This window comes from Acinetobacter sp. YH01019, assembly GCF_013420285.1.
In the GTDB taxonomy this organism is placed as follows: domain Bacteria; phylum Pseudomonadota; class Gammaproteobacteria; order Pseudomonadales; family Moraxellaceae; genus Acinetobacter; species Acinetobacter gandensis.
Window position 1 is genome coordinate 1 of sequence record NZ_VOYM01000058.1, and the last position, 23,815, is coordinate 23,815.

The following is a 23,815-nucleotide window of genomic DNA, read 5'->3' on the forward strand; positions in this document are numbered from 1 at the left end:
GGACAAGCATCGTCATTTTATTATGGTCAGCCTCAGGGTGAAGTGTGTCTAATCAACAGGGTTTTCGGTCTCTAAGTACTTTTTAAAGGGAACATCATCGACTCAAATCTCTATTTGCAACAGTGCCGAATTTATACCCCATTGACCATTGCCACAATTTTTTCCTTTGCAGCCAATGAAGAACTCAAGGTCGAAGATCACAGTGGTTTAATTGAAGAAGAGTCTGCAGATATCCCGACCAAAATCAGTCAGTCCAATCGAGACAAGCTTGATCAATACATTGCTGAATACAATGCCAAATTTGGTCAGAACTACAACTCAGGCGATGAGTTCTATGCTTACTATCGTGACATTGCCAATCGAGTACGCAAAAAAGAAATTGATATCCTGCTTGTGGTGAATATGTTCCTAACTGGTTTTGACTCAAAACCACTCAACACCCTGTATGTCGATAAGAACCTTAAATATCACGGTCTAATCCAAGCCTTTTCACGTACCAACCGTATTCTGAATGCAGACAAACCATTCGGTAATATCCTGTGCTTTCGTAACTTAAAGCAAGCTACAGACCAAGCCCTCACCTTATTTTCAAACAAGGATGAAGCACAAAAAATTGTCCTAATCCCAAGTTTCGATAGCATTAAAGAAAAGTACAATGCTGCGGTTGCCCACTTACTCAGTATTGCCCCAGATCCGGACCAAGTACCCAATACGCTAGAAACTGAAGAACAACAATTGGAATACGTCAAAGCCTTCCGTGAGGTAATGCGGATCAATGCACAATTGGAAAACTTTGTAGAGTATGACCAAGATAGTACCGATTTAAACAAAGCAGAATTTCAGAAACATACCTCACAGTACAAATATCTGTACAACAACGTCCGTGTGGTCCAACCTAAAGACAAAGTATCGGTCCTCAATGACGTCAATTTCCAACTTGAACTGATCCACCGCGATACCGTAAATGTCGGTTATATCCTGAATTTACTGCAATCGGTGGTTAATCATAAAGATCCTGAAAAGAAGCAGCAGTATCGTTCCCAGGTACAAGATATCATCTCGACCAATCACAACTTGTACGACAAACAAGAGCTGATTCAAAAGTTTCTAGATGAAAACATTCCACGGATGGCCAATGGTCAAAGTGTTGAAGAGGCCTTTGCTCAGTTTTGGGATGTAGAAAAAGAGAAGGCTCTGGATGAACTATGTCAAAAAGAAGCCATCAAGCCTGAGATATTTAAAACGGTGCTCAGCCAATATGAATACACTAAACGTCTACCTAGCCGTGAAGATGTCAAAGACTTACCGATTAATCGTCCTAAGATCTCAGAACGGAAGACCCTGATGAATACCTTAGTTATCAAAACTCGAAACTTTATTGAAAAGTTCTATCTAGGTTTATAAACATCCCAGAATCAAAAAATGCCTGAAGTTCAGGCATTTTTTACATCATTATTCATCGCTTAAAAATAATTAAAAAACGAGAGTTTTAATCTTCTGAATACGATTTAATTTTTTCAAAAATTGGATAGAAATCCAATCCCTCATCTTTCATCGTAGAAATCAGCGCAACAATTACAGCAATATGTGTAGGCACGACACCTTGTTTACTATAGTTCGTAATTGAATTAGGTTTCATGTCCAATAATTCAGCAAATTCTTTAATAGAAAGCCCTGCTTTACCGATAAGACGTTGAAATTCAGTATATGGCATTGGAGTAAATTTATAGAAATGGTGTTTTGAAATTATAGCATAGGGTTATATTTACATAAAAACACATAAAATTATGTGGCAAACACATAAAATTATGTGTTATAAATAGCTTATCAACTAATCTATTTACCATCTATATAGGAGAAATCATTATGTATTCATACCCTAATGCAAATACTGAAAAGAAAATTGCACTGATGATCATCAATGACTTTTTCATTCAAAAAGCAAATGAACTTTGGATTTTTTTACAACTCGATCAGTGTTTTAACGATTATGAAGCAACACTGATTTGGACTCGACGGTATCTAGAGGAACATCCTGAAGGTGAATACAGCGATATTCAAAAGGCATTCCTTTCTTGCTTCCCAGACAATTTCTTTAACTTCGACTAGTAATTTAAGGATAGTCTTTTCTGTTTTGTAGCACTTTAAATCAGAATATAGGTCATACGAGAGAAAAAATTACATATAAAAAGCCCTTAATGATGAAGGGCTTTTTTACATCTAAAACGAATACAAATTAAAACCAAAATAGAATTAATTTAGTTTCAAATTAGTTTCTATTCTTCACTAAGTTTCTTCAAAGCAAAGCGGATAATTCCATTATGCGTTTGGCCATACTTTTCGGCCAATTCAACCAACAATTGATACTCATGTTCATTCATAGGAATTGTGTGTGTCTTGAATTTCCTAGGGGCTTTAGGATCTAGCTTTGTCACCTTTTGCTCATCTGCACCATTGATGAAAGAATCCATGTCAGGAGAGTTTGGTTTACTGATTTCTCTCTTCTTGATCATGCTAATAACTCCTTCATGAACGCCTCAAATTCGTCAACTGCTTTTGGGTTATTGGATTCAACTACACCTTTCCCTTCTGCTGCTACATCGCGATAAACCTTTCTGTCATGGATTACTGCAGATAAGGCCGTGAACGCAGGAAAATCTGCTAAATACTCATTTGCTTGTTGTACTTCTGATACAGATGGATTCGTAGGAGCTAAGGTGAGTAACCCAAATGGTTTGAGTTCTTCATTAAATGACTGTGCCTGATCTATGACTTCAGAAAGATGAGGTAAGGTATCCAGGTCAAATTGTGAAGGTCTAAATGGCACTACAAGATAATGAGCTGCCAACATTGCTGTTCTAAGCTCTTTACTGTCATGTCCTGCTACATCTACAACAACATAGTCATAACGGCTATTTAAGTCTTTCAGTGTGTTCTTGATGTCTCCATATCGTTGCACACAATGTACCTTAGGGAGATTTGTTTCATCTCTGTCCTTAACCCAGTTAGCTGAACTCTGTTGAGGATCTGCATCAACTAAAACAATGTCTTTGTTATGTTTAGCAAGATAAGTTGCTATATTGATGGCTATTGTGGATTTCCCACATCCACCTTTTTGGCTTCCAATTAAGATGATCATTTTACTTGTAATTTGTAACTAATTTGAATCTAATATAGTTATATTTTAGATTGATGTAAAGAATAGGTAAAAAATTAATAAATTCTTATTTAGTATAAGTCTACGTTTTCCCACCTATATGGAAATCGTTCTTTCATTTATCTTCATAACTGTAAATGGATACTCGTAAAACAAAAAATACTCTTAATTTTTAAACAATAACCGTTTTTATTTTTAAATACTTTTAATAATTTTATTTTTAAGACCTCTGCAAGCCTTATATAGCAAGCATTTCAGAGGTAATAAGTCTACGTTTTCCCACCTTTAAGTCTACGTTTTCCCACCTTTAAGTCTACGTTTTCCCACCTTTAAGTCTACGTTTTCCCACCTTTAAGTCTACGTTTTCCCACCTTGTGTCTACATGTGTAATTGATGTATCCTAATGCTATAATTAAAGGAAAAGATCCCAATAGTGAAAAATGATCTAGTCGTGAAGGATAACGCATTAATCAATGCTAGCTATAATCTGGATACAACAGAACAGAGACTGATTTTATTGGCAATTGTTCAAGCAAGAGAGTTAAGCAAGAATGTGGATGCGAATAGTCTTCTAGAGGTCCATGCTCATCATTACATGAAGCAATTCAATGTTGATAAGCACGCAGCCTATGAGGGGCTTAAAAACGCTGCTAGCAATCTCTTTGAGCGCAAATTCAGTTATAAGGGAATCCATGAGGGAACCCAGCAGGAAAAGATCGTCAAATCACGTTGGGTATCCAAAATAGCCTATGTTGATTCTGCAGGTATCGTAGAACTCACTTTTGCGCCTGATGTCATTCCATTAATTACGCAGCTTGAGAAGTCATTCACTGCTTATGAACTTAAGCAAATTAGCTCTCTTACAAGTAAGTATGCGATTCGCCTTTATGAGTTACTGATTCAATGGCGTAGTGTGGGAAAGACACCTATATTTGATATTGATGACTTTCGCTTCAAGCTTGGGTTAGCTAAGGGTGATTATGCGAAGATGGCAAACTTTAAGGTTCGAGTACTCGATATAGCATTAAACCAAATCAATGAGCTCACAGATATCACAGCTTCTTATGAACAACACAAAGTAGGGCGTACGATCAGTGGTTTCTCATTTACATTCACTGCTAAGCACCAACCTAAGGAAGTTACCCATACGAAGCCTAAGAAGCTCTCAGATAAGCAAATTCAATTCTTTGCCAATAAGCTAGCTCACTATGATCCATTTGCTAGTCAGAAAGCTGCAGTAGGTGAGAGTTATGCTGATCTTGAGAAAAGACTTCTGCTTGAACTACAAGATGAGAAGTTCATTCAAAAGTACAATGAGGTATTTAAGGAACTTGGTTTAGAGGTATAAATACAACTAAAATACATCTAATTTAAAATCAATATAATTTTATTTTAGTTGTTATTTAGTGGTAGAAATTAGACAGAGGCTGCAAGTCCTTTTGCCAAGTGCTCTGCTTACTCAAGTACAGTTTCTGTAGCCAGTAATGCCATATCATGTGGATAGTCATAATGCTTAAGCAAATGAATGGCGGACGCCTAATATTTCAATTTTACAGTTGAAACTGCCTTATTTTTTTATTGCAGATACACTGGTGTATATCACCCAAGTGGATGCTTTTGTCATTACCGCAAAAATCCACTACCTGGTACAATTTTTGGTGGGTGTTTTCCGATTAATATTTTGGTTGTTTGAGATAATATTGTTCGTGATTTACGCTCTTTGGATTTGATTAATAAATCAATTGTTATAATTGCTTTAACATTAATATTTAGTTCGGCTCATGCTAATTCTAAGATAGAAAATACTATGCGCTTAGCTGCTCAAGGGAATGCGGAAGCTCAGTACGAAATTGGGGTGCGATACGGTATGGTAGACTTTTACATCAAGACTATCTCAAATCATTTGAATGGTTATCTAAAGCTACAAATCAAGGTTATACGGATGCCCAAAATGCTCTAGGTGGGATTTATGCAAATGGTCATGGTTGTGATAAAGATTACGTCAAAGCGAATTACTAGTATCTAAAAGCTTCTAATGGTGGTAAATCTAGCAGTTCATATAATCTTGGTTTGAGCTATAAAAATGGTTGGGGTGTAAAACAAGATTATGCAAAGGCTTATGAATTATTTAATAAATCTGTTGAGCAGGGTCGAGGTGAAGAGGGAGCCGGTGCGCTTGTAAATCTAGCCTATATGTATATGTCAGGCACGGTAGTCGAGAAAAATTATAATAAAGCCTTTGAACTTTTAAGCAAAGCAGTCAAGATGGAAAAATCCGAAACTAATTCGACTGAGGCGCAAGCGGTCGCTCATTATAATTTAGGAGTTCTCTATGAGCGGTGTTTAGGTATGCCTCAAGATTATTCAAAAGTCTAAGAGCATTTTTTACATACAGCTAAGAATGGGAATATAGCAGCACACAAGCAATTAAGTTCTTATAATTCCAATGGTCAGCGTATCACTCAAGAGTACACCAATAGTAAATGACGCTCGAATATTGAATCACGAGGCTTTATGCCCCATTACATAAAAAAGCCCTCAAATTGGGGGCTTTTTTATAAATTAGTTCCAGTGGATGTTACCGTTTTCCTCAAACCGGCAGTTAGCCAATAAGTATTGCGTAATCACTTCGGTTGAAAGCATGTGATCGTAATAGTTGGTATAGATATTCAATAGCCCACGATTCAATTCTTCTAGGAATGCTTTGGTTGCTGTTTCATACGGTTCAGTCGTGACGGAACTCTTTACCTAAGCGGTCATGCTCAAGATCATCGATATAGCCATCGCTCAAGATAAAGGTGTAACCGATTTATTTACTCTTCTTTAAAAATTCTTTTAAATTGTCAGCAGTAATACCGCTGAAATTATTTTCTTGGAGAAAGGTCAGAACATCATCTATTGTTGCACCCAATTTGAAAAGATGAAGTAAAGTTTGCTTATGTTGAGTCAGCAGTTGATTCCGAGTTTTCGTCTTTTCCTTCATTTTTTCTATATGAAGCAGCAAAATACTCTCAAATTTCTTAGAGTCATTTTCACTATATATTTTTTCATTCTTCTCAACATATTTTGAAGAGCGAACAACAGATGTTTTTGCGATTTCAGGAGATGGCGTGGGCGAAAAACCAGGAGATTTATGATTTGAATCCTGTGTCTCAAGCTCTAAAAGATTCTGATTTTGCATTAGATTTTTCCTACAAAAATAAATATACAACCTCATTATTTGCAACATTCATTTTTATGAGTATGGCAAAAAGCAACTCTTTTTGGATTTTAAAATCTCTCAAAAAAGGTACTTTTTGCGATAAGAAAAAAACTAAAAAAATCGCATTATTTTTATCATATTTAGCCAATATCATGACTGCTAAAAAGGTACAGGATGGGACAAAAGATATCTTTTGTCCAAATACAAATCTCGAGCTCGCGATGCTCGGTCTCAATTTGCTTACAATAGAAAAAATGAATAGAAAAGATGCTTTTAAAAAACAGATGTTGATTCATCTGACTGAAGATGAATTTAAGCAAATTCAAGATGCCTGTAAGCAGACATCTTTGACGCAGTTTGACTACTTACGACATAAACTGTTGAGTACTTCGACCATCGGATTTATAGCACCAAATGACATTCATAATGTTCGCTTGCTCGGATTTATGCTCATAAAAATATTTAAAGAATTGGATGATTTAGAACAAGTTAAGTATGAGGTCGAACAGATTAAACAGGTGGTGCAAGAAGTAAAAATGCTCGTTCGTAAACTAAATGATGAGTTTGAAAAACGATGATTATTAAAGTTATAGAAAATACGACTGGAACATCTTCAGTAGAACAACGTGTGAATGGTCTGTCTGATTATATTCATGATCCCAAACCCTCACGCACTGATCTTTTATCAGATTACATTCATCAACTTCATCCAAGTGTTGATTTGAGTTCGATCGAGAAATGTGTTTATTCAAACGCTAGAAATTTTTTAGATGATGATCCGCAACAGCAAAAGCTGGAAATGTCACAAACTGCAAGTTTGAACAGCAAAGTGATTGACCCAATTGTTCATCTTACCGGCAGCTTTAAAAAATTTGAGGTCCCAACTATCGAACAATTAGAAGAACAAATCGACATTATCTCAAAACATCTGAAGGCAAAGGATCTGCAAATGCAGTACGCGGTGCATTTGGATACAGATAATGTGCATTTTCATTTGATCATCAATAAAGTGCATCCATTTTTAAAAAATAAGAATGGTGAAAATAAAGTAATCGATCTAGGAGAGGGCTGGCTCTATAAATCATTACAGCGTGCTGTCGCTGAAATTGAAGCAAAACAAGGCTGGGAGCCTGAACCAAATTCGATGTATATCTATGATCTCGAATCGAAAAAATGCAATGAAAATCCAAATTACATCGCTCAACCGAATGCTGAAAAAGTAAGTAGTAGAATTCGAGATCAAGAACATCGGCATCAAAAAAAAAGTGACATCACGGCAGGAATCATCCATGGCCAACAAAACATACAGCAAGTTAATAGTGTTATTCAGCATGTATTAAATAGTTCAGATTGTTGGCGAACATGGCATGAAAAACTTGCTTCACAGGGAATTTATTACGAAAAAAAGCGCAATGGTGCTATTTTCAATGTTAAGTTTGGGCAATATCATGAGCAAACGTTTAAAGCATCTTTATTTTGTAATAAAGCCACGACCGTAAAAAATTTAGAAAAAAAATGGGGGGACTTTGAACAGAATATGATGCCTGTTTCCAATGCAATTTTCAGAAAAAAATCAGCTACATCTACACAGTATAAGTTCAATGATCAACATCCTTACCATCTTTTTGAGCGACAAGATTTTTTAGTTCAAGATTTACATGAACAATATCTTAAGCTTAAAAATAAAAAAGATTCGATTACTGCATTACGTAAATCTACCTACAAAGAGATTCATTTTGAAAATGAAATTTATCAAAATAATAAAAATCATTGGTTAAAATCATTTAAAAAAACGTATCCAAATCAATCTACGCAGAGCATTTTTACACTTCTGCATTATCAAAATCAGGCAGAACAAACTCAACTTAGAAAATTACAGAGAGAGAATTTTAGCCAATCTCATGAAAAATTAAGTCAAAAAGTCTTGCAAGATACACAAGCTAAATTCTCATTGCTTCCAAAATTTAGTTCTTCAAAAATTACCTCTTATGCCGATTTTTTAAAATATATATCGCCTCTGCATCATCTATCGATACAGCAACAGTTTTTATTGGATCAACGACAATCTCGAAACTTTATTCGACAAGATAATCCAAAAATTAAAACCGCGAAGATCATTTATGACCATCATCAGCCCAACGAGCCCATCGCGATTCAAAATCAGTATGGAATTTTGGTATTCAGTAATTATTCTGTTCCACGCCTTTATCAATGCATACAACATCTCGACTCAAATGCGAAAGCCACTCCAACTGGTCTACCAGAATTTAAAAAGTTATATGCAGTCGCTGTACAATCATTTGAAAATGACGAGAAACTTGTTGATATAAATGAAAAAAGAGTATTGCCGAGTCTTAAGAAATTGTCGCAATCTGGATTGGAAGCATGTTTTAACTTAATTTTTAAAAAATTTATATCAGAGAGTCAGAATCAAAGTACCGCACTTGTGAAAACAAGTATGCTTTTAAATTGTTGTGATATAGATTTGATGAAACTGCAACTCACGTTAAAAAATTGTGTAGATAGCAATATTATTTCAGGCTTCAACGAAAAAAGTCAGAAGATACTGATACAAAGAGTGAATAACTTAATACAAACTCAGTCGACTGAGCTAAATAAACAATATTTTAATTCAAAAGAGATCGAATACTGTTGGAAACTATATTTAAACCTAGAATCAGTACTAGATGCATCTGTAGGCCAACAGCCTCCGAAGATGAGACCCATTTATTCTTCTCCTGGATCTGATCTGAGATTAATCCCAAAAAATGAAACAAATAAAAACTATCAGCGTTCTGAAAGCTTATCTGAACTAGATTATTTACAGATTCAACAGTATTTTGAGTATCGTCAAAATAGTAATTTAAAGAAGAAAAAAGAAAATAAGTTGTCAAATACACTAGATTCTCAAGATCCGAAAATCACAGAAGATCAAAACAAGAAACAGAAATATTTTTCTCATAATAAATATGCAATTGAATACAAATTTGGGCAAAAGTTTTATATAGATCAGCGAAAAGTTGCTTTTTTTGAAAGAGATAATTCACCAGAAATTATAGTCGTGAGTGAACAAAAAAAGCATATTGAGGATGCACTCTTACTTGCTCTAGATAAATTCGGGTCAGTTCTAGTATCAGGAACAGATGATTTTAAAAGGCAAGTTCAAGAGATTGCACAATTAACAAAAATAGAAATCACATTTGATATTGCGCCAGCGAAAGAAAAAAATCATGTTAAGGAGGAAGAATTTGCCAATAAAAACGTTGAAATAGTGAATGAGTCTTTAGAGCCAATATTTGCAAATCAGATACCAAAAAACAAAAATAATAATGAATTTAATATTAATAAAAATAAAGATTTAGATTGTATTGAGGATCGTGGTCCCTCAGAGAAAATAAATGATTCTCCAGAGTTTTGCTTATAGTTTGATTAAAAAAAATGAATGAATTTTGGTGTATAAAGTTTATGTATTACGTGAATATTACGTTATAAATATATCTACCTACGGTAACAACTGACTCTCAATTAGATGATTATGTTTGTTGTTTAGTCGCAAGGAAGAGACGTCACTCTTAATTAAAAGACATGAATCTAGAGCTTTTTTTTCATGTAATTTTTATTTAAGGGTGCATAATGTCTGAATCAACAATATATAGTTACTTTCTTAATGATATTTTAGATGAAATTACATACAGTTCATCGGATATTATTTCTATATCTGTTAAAAAAAATTATTTTGAAAGCTTGGACGAGTATTGCAATCGTGTTAGTTCAATTCGATTTTTTACATATAAATATAAAAGTGATAAATACTATAAGGTGATCAATGGTTTAATTAGTAGCTATTCAATAGGAAATAAAGAAAATTTGATTAATTTTAGATGTGATTTAGACAATTTAATAAGTAAATCAGATCTAATAACGAAGAAGTTATATCTTAGAAAAATTTTTTTACAAAAAAATAGATAATTGCCAAAAAAAATGCTAATCATAGTCAAAAAGAACTAAATTTTATTCGATTAAGGTGATGTAAAATTTTACCAAGATTACTTTCATCATCTGGGACTATAAAATTATGGAAACTATTGATAATACTAGTAATTCACTGAAAAAGTATCCTTTTAGTGAAGCAGAATTGCTTGAAAATATAGATGAATATAATGCACATGCAGATGAAATTGCTATAGTTATAGAAAGCGAGTGTGTTGAGTCGTCTTTCATATTTCGGCCTGACAGTACAAATGAACAAAACCGTACAACTACAGACTTACAAGAAAATGTACAGCCTGAAACTATCAATAAAATAGAAAACAATAATTCCTCTCCATCTCTAATCAATCGCTTTGAAAGAGGAATTAAAGCTTTCTTTAAGTAATATTAATGTTTCACTAAGGTACAGTGTGCTCATGCACTTTTAGAACTTATATAAACTAATATCTATTAGTGTTTTTTTAACAAAATCAAAGCTAAACTTATAGTTTTTATAATATGAATCAGGTTTATCTAAATTATTATTTAAGCCATTCAAAATATCATTTTTAAGTTCGCTTGGACTCGTACTCGTACTATTTTCTACTAATCTTGAAATATATGAGTTCAGTTTATTTACTGATCTCCGATAAGATTCGAGATTTTTATTATCAACATTCTCCTCTAAAAACAATATTTTATTATTTATATCAATGATTAAGTTTTCTATTTTATTAAAGGCATTTATTAGTCCTTTGTCTGTTACCTCATAATTTATAAGGTAATCTATATGCTTATGAAATTCACAAACCTCATAAAAAAGAGTTTTAGCTTCATTGGCTATAACTTCTTTTCCTTTTTGATCATGCCATTGGTTATACAAGTAAACAGCAACTATAATTGGTGAAGCAATGGTTGCTACTGCACCTGTGAAGCCTGCTATTGCTCCCCAATCCCAACTACAAACGTCCATCTATTACCCTTTTAAAACTCTATAAACAGTAGCTACGCCACAATTAACAGCTTTTGCTATTTCCTCTTTTGTTAGTCCTTTATTGGCTAACTCTTTGATTCTAATATATTTAGCAGTATCAGCTTTCTTACCTGTTGGCTTATATCCTGATCTTTCTAAACCTTGTTTAATACGTTCCCTACGCTTGTCATTGTCTAAGCGAGCCATAGTAGCCAACAAATCTATAAGCATGTTGTTTACAAGGTTCAGGATAGAGCTTGTAATGGCATCGTTTGGGCTAACAAGCATGTGTGTAGTTGGCAGATCAGCAATATGAACTTCATCTATCGACCCTAGGAGATCAATCTAATGGCTAAAACCTTACAAGAATTATTGGCTAATCGCTCTCCAGAGAGCCAAGCACGTATTCAACAAATGGCTGAAGAATTGCTATTAGAAAATCAGCTTTACTTGATTCGTGAAGAATTAGAGATTTCTCAAAAAGAATTAGCTGAAACCCTTGGAATCAAGCAACCATCTCTTTCAGCTATTGAAAACCGTGGTCATGATTTAAAAATTTCAACGATGAAAAAGTATGTTGAAGCAATGGGTGGAAAACTTCGTATTGATGTAGAACTTCCAACAGGAAAACATATTGGATTCAACGTCTAATAAAAGAGTAGCTTAAGCTACTCTTTTAAATTGATTCAATTACTACTCATTTAGTTCTAGGCGGTGGTTTAATATTATTAACAGTATCGTTATTTTTGGGTGGAGTATAACCAAACTTCCCATTATCATCTGATTTAGATGGCTGAACCTGTGGCGTATAACCTTTTTCGATATTAGTTTTCTGATTCATAAAACTTTATTTCTTCCTTGGTGGTGGTGCGTAGGTTGTTTCTGGTCCTGAACGTGTCGTATAACCATTTTTAGGTAACTTATCAGGTTTCTGTGAAACTGTTGTTAGCTTTGATGGGGTATATCCATCATTAACAATAACTTTCTTTCCAGTATTATTCTCTTGCGTCATTTGGTTCACCTGTTTCTTGCTTAAGCTCTTGTAATGTAAAAAATTCTATAGTTTTAATATCTTTAGATAATATCATTATTCCGGAAGAATCATTAACTTTTCGAATAAATCCTTCTTCATCTACAAGCCATTGTTCTGAAATAAAAATTTGAGGTTCTTCAGGGTAACTAGAAGAAAAGGATCCTGCTCCATATTTTCCACCTAATATTGTTCCATCTTTTAATGTCACTATAAGCCAATAAAAGTTTCTTTGGCTAAATACGTAATCCCATGGGGAATTTGTGGGATGAGGTAAAAAATTATTTACCCACTCTATTTTTCTTATGAATAGCCAAGCGACTGGTATGACAGCTGGAAAAATTAATATTAAACTTGTTATAAATAAAACATGTTTCCACGTAATAATTGAAAAATCTTGAAGGGTTGCCGATATTAGATAAATAGGTAAATGTATAGCGTACGATAAACAGCTATACATAATTGAGCTAAACATCTGAGTTGAAAAATCTGGTAATTTTCCTGGGCACAATAAATTATAGACTTTCAGACTAATAAAGCCTGGCATGATGAAAAAGATAAATATCCAGATACTATCTAGGTTTGGAATACTCAATTCAAATCAACCGAATATGTTTAATATTATTAGAAGACTCAAAGCATACAATTAAAGTTGTCCCTGATACATAGGATTTTCATTTAACATAAAATCTCTTATGCGAAGTCCATTTGAAAATTATCAAAGATTAATGATTTTTTGATATTTTTTTCACTTTAATGTAGGCACAGATGCAGAGTAAAACTCCTGAGAACACCCAAACATAAGCACCTATTAGAACTGGTTGGCTGTTTTTGCCATCTATCACTAAAATAGTGACAAGACCATAGCTCATCATTGCTAAAGTTATACAGCTCCAACGAAATGACTTGGGATCATTTTCATTTAATAAAAAATATGTAAAAACGAGTGATAAATTTGCCCAAATTGGAAAAACTAAAATAATGGGGGCGATTAAAAATTGTAAAAAAAACGAATATACAAAAAGTTCATAACCTTTCATGCCATCGAATACAGGAAGAAGCCATGAAATAATCAGAATTAAAACGGCCATTAATGAAAAAAAATCGACAATCTTTTCTTTAAAAAAAAATTTCATTATGAATACTTTATAAGTAATTAATCGCAGTTTACTTCAAATGTCTTACTGGTATATAGAGCATAAAAAAGCCCGACATCCTGTCGGGCTTTTTCGTATTGGTTCGCTTGGCATAACTCCTGTCGTGCCGCCGATCCTTGTGCGATTATTTATTTTTATTCTGCGGAACGTCCTGTTCTCTTATGACTTCATAATATTAAAGACCAGCTTGGATGAACATCAGCAAAATCCCTAAATTAATGTGCGCTCAGGCGTACAAAATTGGTTGATTTTTATCCCAAGAGTTGTCCGCAGAAATTGGGGATAATTTAACGATTCGCTGTATTGATAATTCAGAGAAAAACGACATTTTGATTAAAAATTAATCAAAAATATTGGCAATAAGTATCAAAATTGCTCAAAAAGAAACCGACTTGTTTCAAAGTCGGTTTTTTGCGGTTTTTGAGGTCGGTCAAAAATTTTTAACTATATGAAAAACATAGGATTTTTAAAAAGCATTTCGTATAACCTCCATTATGTTAAATGGAATGTAATTTGAGGGAAAATAAAATATGTTTAGTGCCTTTTATATGAATCTCTCTTATTCATTTTATATGCAAGTTACACTCATTAGGCATTCAAAAGCCAATTTGAACGCTTATCTGCCAAGCTAAAGCTTAATTAAGCTATTTAGGGTGATGGTCTACTATTGAAAAAAAAATGATAGACCATGAAAAAGAACTGATGGTTGGATTTACTAAATATTACCTAGGGCGGGGTTTATACGTTGTTTCTTGTCGAACAAATTTTGCATAAGGCCGGCAATTAGCGTCAACATACCTCTTTACTGATTCATCATCCTGAAAGCGTACATAGGCTCTAACTAAATTTCTATGGTTCCATAACTTATCCCAAAATAGGTAAGTTGGCATTGATGGTATAATTTCATCTTGAATAACTAAAGAACTATATTGAAAGGCACGGTCTTTATTTGATGATGCTAAAAGATATTTCTCAATTTCATTAAATCCAAATACTTCATAAGCTGATCTTTCCATTTCATTAATGTAAACACCCACATTTGGTTTAATTTCTAATCGACCAACAAATTCAGAACAAGTATAAATAACAAAACTACGATGTATTTCATCAATATTTGGAACTGTAGGACGCATAAATTCTACAAACGATTTATCGTGTAGGATACGGTCTGTTTCTTTGAATGAAGCATTAATTTGAGCCTTATATTCTTCATGTTGCCTCTTTGCGTATTTTGTTCTTTCCTCTCTTAGTTGCTGCAAATATTGTTTTCTTAGTTCTTCATTTCTAATCCTATTAGAATGAAATTTATGTCTGTGAGCTAGTTTAAACTGCTCATCAATATGATCAAAATATGGTTTATATTTTAATTCTAGATCGGTTGCGGGTTTTTGTCTTCTAACCGTATCGCTAACATGCTTATAAAATGCTTCTGCTTTTTCTTGACCTCCCTCTTGTTCAAATACGGCTTTTCTAGCTGCCTCTGGATCAGTTGATTCTGATATAGAACTTGCTGCAATCCCAATAACTTCCTCTGCATCTTTTTTAGTGCCATCAGTAATTAAAATCATTGGTACATCAGCTATAGCTGCATTGCTTAAAAGCATTAAAGCGGCAAGGTAAAAATATTTAAGCATTGGGTGATTTTCTTTAATTTATATGTTAGGTTATTGAATAATAATATGTTTAATTTATCAATACTATTATTGAAAGTTAATAATTTTAAACGCTGTGGAATATAAAAAGGGATCAATACTCACCCATAGAACAGTACCAGATTTATCGAAGGCTTTTTATTTAAGTTAGGTGACCTAACCTAACAGCTTAATATGATCATAGTACATTGCCCCAAAATCAAAAGGTGAAACATAACCTAGTGCACAATGTACACGTTCGTTATTTAAAGAATACGATTGGTATGGCGAATGGAAAGATACTGTACGCCTCTATCACTATAGTGAATCACGTTCTTGGTCTGAAAGCGGCTGTACTTTGATTAGATTCTGTTGATTTAAATGCTTCTGATGCCAGGAACGTAGTGTTTCAGGCGTACAGCCAATCTTAGGAGCAATTGCTGTTATTGCAGCCCAAGTAGACGGATAATCCTTTTCGGATTCAATCAATAATTGAACCGCTCTATCTCTGATTTCAGGGGTATATTTGGTTTTTTTCATCGGAACATTCTCTCAGGAAAGTTGGTCTCCGACAAACCTGGTATAGTTCATTAAGATTTTAAGAATTTATAAAATTAACATAATACACGTTATACGAAGTTGAAATGAAAAATGGAGCTTAAAGCTCCCTTTTTTACTAGTTTTTTTTAAATTGCTAAGCGTAAATTCAGTGCTTTTACGACTTTAATAACAGTATCAAAGCTTGGATTTACATCGCCAGAAAGTGCTTTATAAAGACTTTCTCGACCTAAACCAGTGTCTCTTGATAATTGAGCCATTCCTTTAGCTTTAGCAATATTACCTAAAGCTTTTGCAATGAATGCCGCATCACCATTAGATTCATCGATACAGGCTTGTAGGTAAGCTTGCATATCTTCTTCTGTTTTAAGATGTTCAGCACTGTCCCATTTGCGAAGTTTGATAGCCATTTACAGCTCCTCCTCTAAATCTTGTGCTAATTGTAGGGCAAGTTTTATATCTTTACTTTGCGTAGACTTGTCTCCGCCTGCTAAAAGAATAACGACCCTTTGCCCTTGCTTACAGTAATAGATCCTGTAGCCAGGTCCAAAGAAGAAACGTAATTCAGAAACACCTTCACCTACTGGTTCAGTATCTCCAAAGTTTCCATCTTCAACCCGATCAATTCGGACTTGTATACGTCTTTTTGCCTGCAGGTCTTTTAACTTAGTAAACCAGTCATCAAAGACTTCAGTGGTATATATTGAGTACATAAGAGTAATGTATCCTATAGGATACATTTATGCAAGAAATAAACTTGAATGTATGGGGCTACAACAGAATTTCGTATAACCACCATTATGTTAAATAGATAGCAGTTGGGAGATTATTTATTCTTTCAATAGACAAAAACTTGCGGAATTTTTCTTAATTTGTAATCCTTGCGGCCAAGGGTGTCTAGCGTAGCTAAGACAGGTATTCGTTATAGTCGGGCCGCTATAATACGGATGACGAGTGCCTGTATGTTTAACCTAAATATCTTTAACAAGATCTCTAGCGAAGTATTGACCATCAAAAATGATCTTGAGCTGAATTCTGAAAATCAACTGATAACTAAGTATAAGACTTCTACTTCTGAAGATTATAAACAGGCTATTGTTTTGATTTTTAAAGAACGTGGCTATACACGTTTGGAAATAGGTCAATTACTTGGGGAGCCAAAAGCTTCATAAAATACCGATTAAACAAAGCTTGGATATAACATCCAGGCTTTATAAAAAAGTACCTAGCTGTTACCCTTGTCCTGATTTTTTTACTCTAAAACGTTCTTTCATCTTATGACACTTACGCCACCTTAAGTTTATTTATCGTCTTAAATCTGTAAATAACTCATCACTGTCTAGTGATGTGGTGTAGTCGTTTGTGTGTTGTATATATCACATCACTAGCCTATCTGAAAAATTAAAAAACAGGCTATGTTTATGTTATCTAATGTCCGAGAACAGTGGTTCTCTAACATCCGTGGGGATGTACTTGCCGGATTAGTCGTCGGTCTTGCACTCATCCCTGAAGCCATCGCATTTTCAATTATTGCAGGTGTAGATCCTAAAGTTGGTCTATACGCATCCTTCTGTATTGCCGTCGTGATTTCTTTCGTAGGTGGTCGTCCTGCCATGATTTCAGCAGCCACTGGTGCAATGGCGCTGCTTATGGTCACATTGGTCAAAGAGCATGGGCTTGAATATCTGCTGGCAGCAACAATTTTGACAGGCGTGATTCAAATATTGGCAGGCTATTTAAAGCTCGCCAAGTTAATGCGGTTTGTATCTAAATCTGTGGTTATTGGATTCGTAAATGCGTTAGCGATCTTAATTTTCATGGCTCAATTGCCTGAACTGATTAATGTGACCTGGCATGTATATGCTTTTGTTGCTTTAGGTTTAGCAATTATTTATCTATTCCCTCTGGTTCCCAAATTAGGAAAATTACTCCCTTCTCCACTAGTCTGCATCATTGCAATCACATTATTGGCAATCGCTTTAGGAATTGATGTACGGACCGTGGGCGATATGGGGTCTTTACCTGACACACTTCCAATGTTCTTGATTCCAGATATTCCTTTGAATATTGAAACATTGATGATTATTTTGCCTTATTCAGTCGCACTGGCGGCTGTAGGTTTACTTGAATCGATGATGACAGCAACTATCGTGGATGAAATGACTGATACGCCAAGTGATAAATATCAGGAATGTAAGGGACAAGGGATTGCGAATATTGCTTCTGGCTTTATGGGTGGCATGGCCGGTTGTGCAATGATTGGTCAATCTATGATTAACGTAAAATCAGGTGGCCTTACACGCTTATCAACATTCTCTGCGGGCATTTTTCTTCTTATTCTGGTTGTATTTATCAGCGACTGGCTCAAAGTGATTCCAATGGCTGCATTGGTAGCGGTAATGATAATGGTCTCTATCAGTACCTTTGAATGGAGTTCTGTCACTCAGTTAAAAGATAATCCTAAGAGTAGTAATATCGTCATGATTGCGACGGTGATTGTAGTTGTTGCTACGCATAACCTGGCTTTGGGTGTGTTAACAGGCGTATTACTTTCAGCCTTGTTCCTGGCGAATAAACTTGAAAATGATATCCAGGTGACAGCATCTTTTGAAGGAATGGCCCGTTTATATGAGTTGAGAGGTCAGATCTTCTTTAGTTCTTCTGAAAAATTCATGCAAGGTTTTGACTTTAAAGAGGATGTAAAGGAGGTGATTATTGATTTGACCCATTCTCACATTTGGGATGTAACATCAGTCGCCATGCTTGATTCTGTTGTAAATAAATTTCAAAAGAATGGTGCGAATGTCACAGTACGTGGTCTAAATGAAGCCAGTTCGATCATGATTGATAAGTATGGGACACATGCCAGAATTTAAGTTTTAAAAATTCTATATTTATATAGAATTTCTAAAATTAACATAATACACCTTATACGAATCTAAAAATGGGAGCCTTTAGCTCCCATTTTTACTATATTTTTAAAGTTTTAAGCGTGTTGTACTGTGAGTTTTAAGCCTAAAGCATTTACTACACGATTAATCGTATCAAAACGTGGTGCTGAATCCTGACGTAGGGCTTTGTAGAGTGCTTCACGCCCAATCCCTGCTTCTTTAGCGATTTGAGTCATGCCACGAGCTTTAGCAATAACACCAAGTGCATGGGCTAATTCAGCTGGATCATTTTCTTCAAGAACCATATTGAGATACATCACAATGTCTTCTTCAGTTTTGAGCGACTCAGCCATATCAAAACTTGGTAAATCAGCGACTTTAACCATTTTAATCCTCCAATGTTTTCGATAGTTTGACTGCCCGATCGATGTCTTGTTGTTGAGTTGATTTATCTCCACCACCAAGCATTACAATCACAACGTCACCATGTTGGATGTAATACATCCTCCATCCAGAACCGAAGAATTCTCTCATTTCCCAAACGCCATCTTGGAGAGGTTTAATGTCTCCCCAGTTTCCACGTTGAACCTTATCTAATCGACGATTCAGGCGGATACGGGTCATATTGTCTTTAATGCCATCCAACCATTCATCAAATTCTGGAAGACGTTTAATTTCAATCATGAGGATTCCTTATCTTCTCACTATATTGTATTCGATCGAATACAATATGCAAGTAATTTATACGAACATCCATTAATTTCGTATAACACCATTATGTTAAATACATAATTTTTTTGGTTAAAATTTAAACTTTTTTACTGTTTTTCAGGCAAGATGCATATTTTTTTGAAGCCATACTTTCCTTGTCAGATGTTCAAACATTTTAAGGAGAAAGCAATGACACAAACAGCGAATGATCAACGTGCTACGTAAGCGTCCGCTGAACACACCTTATGAATTCATCCTATAAGCCTTAATTTAGTCCCCACTTAGAAACAAGTGGGGACTTAAATTTATGACTACAAATCACCAGACATCCATCGCATCTCTTGCGAAAAAACGAAGAACATACAGTGCTGAATTTAAACAGCAGATCGTTCAGGCTTGTAAAGCACCGGACGTTTCAATTGCTTCGGTCGCTTTGCAACATGGATTGAATACAAATCTTGTATCCAAATGGATTCGCTTAATTGATGCTAAGCCAGGGAATGATCGCTCACCACTACCGAATAAACCTGCATTTATTGCCTTATCTTGCTCTGCACCATTAGATCCTACTCCTACTGACATGTTAACGGTTCAAATTACTTTACCCCACTCAAAAGCAGAAATTGGCTTGAAATGGCAAGTATCAGAAATATCTGCTTTAGCAGAATTACTCAAGGCACTTGCAACATGATCCGCATTGATGAAATCTGGCTCTCTACCCAGCCGATGGACATGCGAGCAGGAATGGATACTGTCATGGCTCAGGTGGTGAGAGCCTTTGGCTACATCAAACCGCATTGCGCCTACCTGTTCTGTAATAAACGTGGTCATCGTATGAAAGTGTTGGTACATGATGGACTGGGCATCTGGCTGTGTGCCCGGCGTTTGGAACAGGGCAAATTTCACTGGGCTCAAGTTCACCAAGGTGAAACCGTGGCCCTCAGCCCGGAACAGTTACAGGCACTGATCCAAGGTTTGCCCTGGCAGCGCATTGGACGACAGCAGGTGGTGACGATGCTTTAAACCAGGCTGTTCCATTCTGCTATTCTCCAAACGTTCTATTTCATTCTTCTCATGACCTCAGGCATACTGCGGTCATGAATACGCTGCCTGACTTAAGCCAACTGACCCATGAACAACTGCTGGAATTCACCAGGCAGTTGGCGATGCAGCATCAGTCTCTGGCACAATCAAATCAAGAATTAGAAAAATCAAACCAGCAATTAGATGCCAGAGTTCAACATCTTGAAGTCACCAATCAGCAATTAGATTCTAAAGTTCAACATCTTTCTATTCTCAATCAAAAATACGAGCATGAACTCGCACTATTTAAACAGCACAAATTTGGCAGTAAAAACGAACATCTCACCGCAAAACAAATCCATCTGTGGGATGAGGCGGTCGAAGAAGATATCGCAGCAGTCGATCTGGAACTGGAGCGGCTAAATGCAGATAAAACTGATGCAGCAACACAGAAAGCCACAGTCAACAAACCTAAACGTCGACTGCTACCCGATCATCTACACACCATCCGTATTGAGCATGAACCTGCATCAACCCAATGCAGTTGTGGCTGCCAGTTACGTCGTATCGGCGAAGATATCAGTGAAAAACTGCATTTCAGACCGGCACAGTTCTATAAGGAACAGCATGTACGTGGCAAATGGGTCTGTGATCAGTGCGACACCCTGACTCAGCAAGCGATGCCCGCCTATGTGATTGATAAAGGTATTGCCAGTCCTGAACTGCTCAGCCATGTGCTGGTATCGAAGTATGCCGATCATTTGCCGCTGTACCGTCAGCGCCTGATCTATCAGCGGGCTGGCATTGATCTGTCCAGATCCACGTTATCTGACTGGATTGGTCGCTGCGGTGTGGAACTGGAACCTCTGGCCAATGCCTTAAAACAGGTGGTGCTGCAACAGCGGGTGATCCATGCCGATGAAACGCCGGTCACCATCATGCGGATGGGTGAGAATGATAAAAAACCGAAGAAAGGTTATGTCTGGGCCTATGCCACTACACAGTACAATCCAGTTCAAGCCGTGATCTATGACTTTCAGGATAGTCGTTCAGGTCAGCATGCTGAAGCGTTCCTGAAAGACTGGCAGGGCCATCTGGTCTGTGATGATTACAGCGGTTATAAAGCACGCTTTAAATCAGGTCAGGTCATTGAGGTGGGCTGCATGGCGCATGCGCGTCGTAAATTCCATGAACTGCATGTGACCAAAAAAAGTCAGGTCGCTGAACAGGCATTAGTGCTGATTCAGAAACTGTATGCCATAGAAGCAGAACTCAGGAAAAAGACCGATGGTACAGCAGAACAGCGCCGCGAATACCGACAACAGCATAGTCAACCGGTGATGCAACAACTGTATGAATGGCTCAACCAACATCAACTGACTGTGCCATCGAGTTCTCCAACCGCCAAGGCGATCAATTACACTCTGAAGCGTTGGCCAGCTTTAAGCCGCTATCTGGATGATGGCAATCTACCGATTTGCAATAACTGGGTGGAAAACCAGATGCGCCCCTGGGCGTTGGGACGTAAGAACTGGCTGTTTGCAGGTTCGCTGCGCAGCGGTCAGCGAGCAGCCAATATTATGACATTAATCCAGTCAGCAAAACTGAATGGGCTGGATCCCTATGCCTATTTAAGTGATGTGCTGAAAAGGTTGCCGACACATAAAGTGACTCAGATTGAAGAATTGCTACCACACCGCTGGAAACCTAAATCGAATTAAAAAATAGGCATGGGGTTCAGCGGACGCTTACCGTGCTACAGTAAAAAATCCTAATAATATTCAACATGCGCAGAATCAGGACAACCGTAGCCGACAATTGAATCCTAATCATAAACCTACGAAATCTAAATAAGGATGAAAACTATGAGCACAGCAGGTTGGCCTAGTACTACTGGAAATCCATCAGGTGGTGGCCGAGACAATAATCCACCTCGTAAATAAAAATTTATTTATCTTGTAATATCAATTCAGAAGGCCAAAGATATTGGCCTTCTGAAGGATATTTCTTCAGGAAGGCTTCCCATATCACGATAAAATCTTCTGATGTAGCTAACGTAGAAACGCTGGCTGTTTTTTGAAAATGTTTATAATAAAAGTCTTGCCAAAAATATATTAACCATAGGCCAGCTATGGCATTAATACTTTCAAACCACTTATCTTCTGGAAGTTCATTTTTCAGGAATAAATAATTCTCTTCTGAGACTTGTTCATAAATTTCATCATTTTTAAACTCACCATAAGGTAGACCTAGGAACTCATAGACTTCATTCAAGTAGCATAGTCTTCTGTTTTCTCTAACTTTTTTAATTAGTTGTATAAATTCTTTAATTTGTTCATCTTCGAGAGAAGGATCTAACCATTGCTCAAAACCATTAGTTGGAGGAATAGTCTTCAGAATCTCGACTTTATGTCCTTTTGTTGCTTCAAACTTTGCATTTATCTTTAAGATAAATAAAAGAAAATCTGTAAAAGTTTTTGATGGGAAGTATGGTCGTTTATTTTTAAACTTAAACTTTAATGCTTGGTTTAGTGAGATTGATTGGAATCCCCACTTCTTAGAAATTAAATGATCTAAGTGAATTAAAATTAGCAGTATATTGACGCCAGAATTTCTAAGCATCTCATGACTAATAATATTCTTTAAATCACCGTTAAAGCTAAAGTTATTTACCAGAAAATCATGTAGTTTGCAGACATCTTCATATAAAAAATTATTTTTTTCTAATTCTGAAAATAGCTTTATATGCTCATTCCAATAAAAAAAATCGTTATTCTTAATTGGATATAGTTCTAAGATTTTTAAGCAGTATGCAAAATTATAGTTTTCTTCATCTACAGCTAAAGAAGTTGCTGAATTAAGTACGAAAAACCCCATTTCTGAAGCAAATTCGGATTTAATTTTAACTTTAGCTATTTCATCATTTTTAAATGGAACATTAGTATATTTTTTCTCAATTTTACCTAGTTTCTTAGCCAGGTTTTTATCCATATTTTTCAATATTAAACAGTAGAATTCTAAAGGATTCATGGATGCCCTAATTTTTTAAAAAATCTAAAATTAACATAATACACCTTATACGAAATGCGTTATAATTCTCTATAGAAATCAATGCTGTAGTTTCTAGTTGATAGCCCATCTTCCCCAAGGTGGGCTTTTTTTATGATTTTTCACGTTCCACGCTTATTATTTAATCAAAAGACCTCTTGCGAAAGTATAGTTTATCTAATTTTTGAATTGGCTAAAACCTCATAAAATATAGCTTTTGGCTGCTTAAAATTTGACTAACGCAAGAATTCTAAAGTTTCTCAACTTTGATTAGCTCAAATAAATACCATTTCTCTTTTTCTAGGTCTCTTTAAATCACGAATTATGTAACTATAGAGTATAGCCTAACGGAACAAAATAAAGTCTTAAAAAGCAACTCAAAAACCGTATTTATAGACTTAATATTTAATTTCGGTACAATATGTATTTAATTATCTAAACTCTAACGGTACAGAATGCCTAATC

General features: G+C 35.6%; 26 protein-coding genes and 5 pseudogenes. 15 read left to right on the top strand and 16 right to left on the bottom strand.

All coding sequences use genetic code 11. The features are described 5' to 3' along the window. Both FTT84_RS12765 and FTT84_RS12770 read left to right on the top strand, forming a co-directional pair. A pseudogene (locus FTT84_RS12765) lies at positions 1 to 75 on the top strand (IS6 family transposase); the annotation flags it as partial. Between the two features lie 45 nt (positions 76 to 120). Continuing rightward, positions 121 to 1,404, top strand: a pseudogene (locus FTT84_RS12770) (type I restriction endonuclease subunit R); the annotation flags it as partial. Positions 1,405 to 1,489: 85 nt separating this feature from the next. Here FTT84_RS12770 and FTT84_RS12775 read toward each other — a convergent pair. Next, positions 1,490 to 1,714 carry an XRE family transcriptional regulator gene (locus tag FTT84_RS12775; protein ID WP_180041982.1) on the bottom strand — a complete coding sequence of 75 codons (225 nt, stop codon included), beginning with the start codon at positions 1,712 to 1,714 and terminating at the stop codon, positions 1,490 to 1,492. A 152-nt stretch (positions 1,715 to 1,866) separates the two neighbouring features. Here FTT84_RS12775 and FTT84_RS12780 point away from each other — a divergent pair, with 152 nt between their 5' ends. Beyond that, on the top strand, positions 1,867 to 2,109 hold the full coding sequence (locus FTT84_RS12780) for a hypothetical protein (RefSeq protein WP_180041984.1): 243 nt from the start codon (positions 1,867 to 1,869) through the stop codon (positions 2,107 to 2,109). Between the two features lie 167 nt (positions 2,110 to 2,276). Here FTT84_RS12780 and FTT84_RS12785 read toward each other — a convergent pair whose 3' ends face one another. Both FTT84_RS12785 and FTT84_RS12790 read right to left on the bottom strand, forming a co-directional pair. Next, the gene (locus FTT84_RS12785; protein ID WP_180038290.1) at positions 2,277 to 2,513 is read right to left on the bottom strand and encodes a hypothetical protein; all 237 of its coding nucleotides are present in this window, start codon (positions 2,511 to 2,513) and stop codon (positions 2,277 to 2,279) included. Continuing rightward, entirely contained in the window at positions 2,510 to 3,139 is a 630-nt protein-coding gene (locus FTT84_RS12790) for an AAA family ATPase (RefSeq protein WP_180041986.1), read from the bottom strand. Before FTT84_RS12790 ends, FTT84_RS12785 begins: the two co-directional genes overlap by 4 nt. A gap of 451 nt (positions 3,140 to 3,590) precedes the next feature. Between FTT84_RS12790 and repM the strand changes: the two genes are divergently transcribed. The 3 genes and pseudogenes from repM to FTT84_RS12805 all read left to right on the top strand — a co-directional run. After that, positions 3,591 to 4,505, top strand: coding sequence for a replication initiation protein RepM (gene repM / locus FTT84_RS12795; protein WP_180041988.1), 915 nt, complete (start codon positions 3,591 to 3,593; stop codon positions 4,503 to 4,505). A gap of 512 nt (positions 4,506 to 5,017) precedes the next feature. Beyond that, positions 5,018 to 5,176, top strand: a complete 159-nt coding sequence (locus FTT84_RS18265; RefSeq protein WP_180042005.1) for an SEL1-like repeat protein — start codon at positions 5,018 to 5,020, stop codon at positions 5,174 to 5,176. A 45-nt stretch (positions 5,177 to 5,221) separates the two neighbouring features. Then, positions 5,222 to 5,533: pseudogene (locus FTT84_RS12805) on the top strand (tetratricopeptide repeat protein); the annotation flags it as partial. 433 nt (positions 5,534 to 5,966) lie between these two features. Here FTT84_RS12805 and FTT84_RS12810 read toward each other — a convergent pair. After that, positions 5,967 to 6,338, bottom strand: coding sequence for a hypothetical protein (locus tag FTT84_RS12810; RefSeq protein ID WP_180041992.1), 372 nt, complete (start codon positions 6,336 to 6,338; stop codon positions 5,967 to 5,969). Between FTT84_RS12810 and FTT84_RS12815 the strand changes: the two genes are divergently transcribed. The 3 genes from FTT84_RS12815 to FTT84_RS12825 all read left to right on the top strand — a co-directional run bounded on the left by FTT84_RS12815 (position 6,305) and on the right by FTT84_RS12825 (position 10,734). Then, positions 6,305 to 6,937, top strand: a complete 633-nt coding sequence (locus FTT84_RS12815) for a hypothetical protein (protein ID WP_180041993.1) — start codon at positions 6,305 to 6,307, stop codon at positions 6,935 to 6,937. The two genes, FTT84_RS12810 and FTT84_RS12815, sit on opposite strands and share 34 nt — an antisense overlap. Continuing rightward, positions 6,934 to 9,783 (top strand): relaxase/mobilization nuclease domain-containing protein, encoded by a 2,850-nt coding sequence (locus FTT84_RS12820; RefSeq protein ID WP_180041995.1) that lies wholly within the window; start codon positions 6,934 to 6,936, stop codon positions 9,781 to 9,783. Before FTT84_RS12815 ends, FTT84_RS12820 begins: the two co-directional genes overlap by 4 nt. A 651-nt stretch (positions 9,784 to 10,434) precedes the next feature. Beyond that, on the top strand, positions 10,435 to 10,734 hold the full coding sequence (locus tag FTT84_RS12825; protein WP_180041980.1) for a hypothetical protein: 300 nt from the start codon (positions 10,435 to 10,437) through the stop codon (positions 10,732 to 10,734). A 39-nt stretch (positions 10,735 to 10,773) separates the two neighbouring features. Here FTT84_RS12825 and FTT84_RS12830 read toward each other — a convergent pair whose 3' ends face one another. Both FTT84_RS12830 and FTT84_RS12835 read right to left on the bottom strand, forming a co-directional pair. Next, positions 10,774 to 11,301 (bottom strand): hypothetical protein, encoded by a 528-nt coding sequence (locus FTT84_RS12830; RefSeq protein WP_180038296.1) that lies wholly within the window; start codon positions 11,299 to 11,301, stop codon positions 10,774 to 10,776. 3 nt (positions 11,302 to 11,304) lie between these two features. Next, positions 11,305 to 11,613, bottom strand: a pseudogene (locus FTT84_RS12835) (helix-turn-helix domain-containing protein); the annotation flags it as partial. A 36-nt stretch (positions 11,614 to 11,649) separates the two neighbouring features. Here FTT84_RS12835 and FTT84_RS12840 point away from each other — a divergent pair. Then, positions 11,650 to 11,952, top strand: coding sequence for a helix-turn-helix domain-containing protein (locus tag FTT84_RS12840; protein ID WP_180041997.1), 303 nt, complete (start codon positions 11,650 to 11,652; stop codon positions 11,950 to 11,952). Between the two features lie 196 nt (positions 11,953 to 12,148). Here FTT84_RS12840 and FTT84_RS12845 read toward each other — a convergent pair whose 3' ends face one another. The 7 genes and pseudogenes from FTT84_RS12845 to FTT84_RS12875 form a co-directional block, all read right to left on the bottom strand. Beyond that, entirely contained in the window at positions 12,149 to 12,313 is a 165-nt protein-coding gene (locus FTT84_RS12845; protein ID WP_180041999.1) for a hypothetical protein, read from the bottom strand. Continuing rightward, complete coding sequence (locus FTT84_RS12850; RefSeq protein ID WP_180042001.1) at positions 12,297 to 12,926, bottom strand: DUF6338 family protein; 630 nt, start codon at positions 12,924 to 12,926, stop codon at positions 12,297 to 12,299. The genes FTT84_RS12845 and FTT84_RS12850 overlap by 17 nt, the downstream gene beginning before the upstream one ends. Before the next feature lie 130 nt (positions 12,927 to 13,056). Next, a complete protein-coding gene (locus tag FTT84_RS12855) occupies positions 13,057 to 13,467 on the bottom strand; it encodes a hypothetical protein (protein WP_180042003.1) in 411 nt (136 codons plus the stop codon). 743 nt (positions 13,468 to 14,210) lie between these two features. Further along, positions 14,211 to 15,122 carry a hypothetical protein gene (locus FTT84_RS12860; RefSeq protein ID WP_180081386.1) on the bottom strand — a complete coding sequence of 304 codons (912 nt, stop codon included), beginning with the start codon at positions 15,120 to 15,122 and terminating at the stop codon, positions 14,211 to 14,213. A 327-nt stretch (positions 15,123 to 15,449) separates the two neighbouring features. Next, positions 15,450 to 15,659, bottom strand: a pseudogene (locus FTT84_RS12865) (IS3 family transposase); the annotation flags it as partial. 146 nt (positions 15,660 to 15,805) lie between these two features. After that, positions 15,806 to 16,087 carry an addiction module antidote protein gene (locus tag FTT84_RS12870; RefSeq protein ID WP_000985610.1) on the bottom strand — a complete coding sequence of 94 codons (282 nt, stop codon included), beginning with the start codon at positions 16,085 to 16,087 and terminating at the stop codon, positions 15,806 to 15,808. After that, positions 16,088 to 16,390, bottom strand: a complete 303-nt coding sequence (locus FTT84_RS12875) for a type II toxin-antitoxin system RelE/ParE family toxin (protein ID WP_154320144.1) — start codon at positions 16,388 to 16,390, stop codon at positions 16,088 to 16,090. Between the two features lie 249 nt (positions 16,391 to 16,639). Between FTT84_RS12875 and FTT84_RS12880 the strand changes: the two genes are divergently transcribed. Both FTT84_RS12880 and FTT84_RS12885 read left to right on the top strand, forming a co-directional pair. Continuing rightward, the gene (locus FTT84_RS12880) at positions 16,640 to 16,849 is read left to right on the top strand and encodes a hypothetical protein (RefSeq protein WP_004976362.1); all 210 of its coding nucleotides are present in this window, start codon (positions 16,640 to 16,642) and stop codon (positions 16,847 to 16,849) included. Positions 16,850 to 17,098: 249 nt separating this feature from the next. Beyond that, positions 17,099 to 18,553: a SulP family inorganic anion transporter gene (locus FTT84_RS12885; RefSeq protein ID WP_026438532.1), complete on the top strand. Its 1,455-nt coding sequence runs from the start codon at positions 17,099 to 17,101 to the stop codon at positions 18,551 to 18,553. Between the two features lie 110 nt (positions 18,554 to 18,663). On the opposite strand, the gene FTT84_RS12890 is transcribed toward FTT84_RS12885, so the two are convergent. Both FTT84_RS12890 and FTT84_RS12895 read right to left on the bottom strand, forming a co-directional pair. Then, complete coding sequence (locus FTT84_RS12890) at positions 18,664 to 18,954, bottom strand: addiction module antidote protein (RefSeq protein ID WP_004969304.1); 291 nt, start codon at positions 18,952 to 18,954, stop codon at positions 18,664 to 18,666. 1 nt (position 18,955) lies between these two features. After that, positions 18,956 to 19,252 carry a type II toxin-antitoxin system RelE/ParE family toxin gene (locus FTT84_RS12895; RefSeq protein WP_004647749.1) on the bottom strand — a complete coding sequence of 99 codons (297 nt, stop codon included), beginning with the start codon at positions 19,250 to 19,252 and terminating at the stop codon, positions 18,956 to 18,958. A gap of 334 nt (positions 19,253 to 19,586) precedes the next feature. Here FTT84_RS12895 and FTT84_RS12900 point away from each other — a divergent pair, with 334 nt between their 5' ends. The 3 genes from FTT84_RS12900 to FTT84_RS12910 all read left to right on the top strand — a co-directional run bounded on the left by FTT84_RS12900 (position 19,587) and on the right by FTT84_RS12910 (position 22,023). Next, positions 19,587 to 19,970: a transposase gene (locus FTT84_RS12900; RefSeq protein WP_004691518.1), complete on the top strand. Its 384-nt coding sequence runs from the start codon at positions 19,587 to 19,589 to the stop codon at positions 19,968 to 19,970. Then, positions 19,967 to 20,302 carry an IS66 family insertion sequence element accessory protein TnpB gene (gene tnpB, locus FTT84_RS12905; protein WP_016659045.1) on the top strand — a complete coding sequence of 112 codons (336 nt, stop codon included), beginning with the start codon at positions 19,967 to 19,969 and terminating at the stop codon, positions 20,300 to 20,302. Before FTT84_RS12900 ends, tnpB begins: the two co-directional genes overlap by 4 nt. A gap of 74 nt (positions 20,303 to 20,376) precedes the next feature. Continuing rightward, positions 20,377 to 22,023: an IS66 family transposase gene (locus FTT84_RS12910; RefSeq protein WP_180081387.1), complete on the top strand. Its 1,647-nt coding sequence runs from the start codon at positions 20,377 to 20,379 to the stop codon at positions 22,021 to 22,023. Between the two features lie 226 nt (positions 22,024 to 22,249). On the opposite strand, the gene FTT84_RS12915 is transcribed toward FTT84_RS12910, so the two are convergent. Next, positions 22,250 to 23,332 carry a hypothetical protein gene (locus tag FTT84_RS12915; RefSeq protein WP_004969299.1) on the bottom strand — a complete coding sequence of 361 codons (1,083 nt, stop codon included), beginning with the start codon at positions 23,330 to 23,332 and terminating at the stop codon, positions 22,250 to 22,252. Positions 23,333 to 23,815 lie beyond the last annotated feature (483 nt).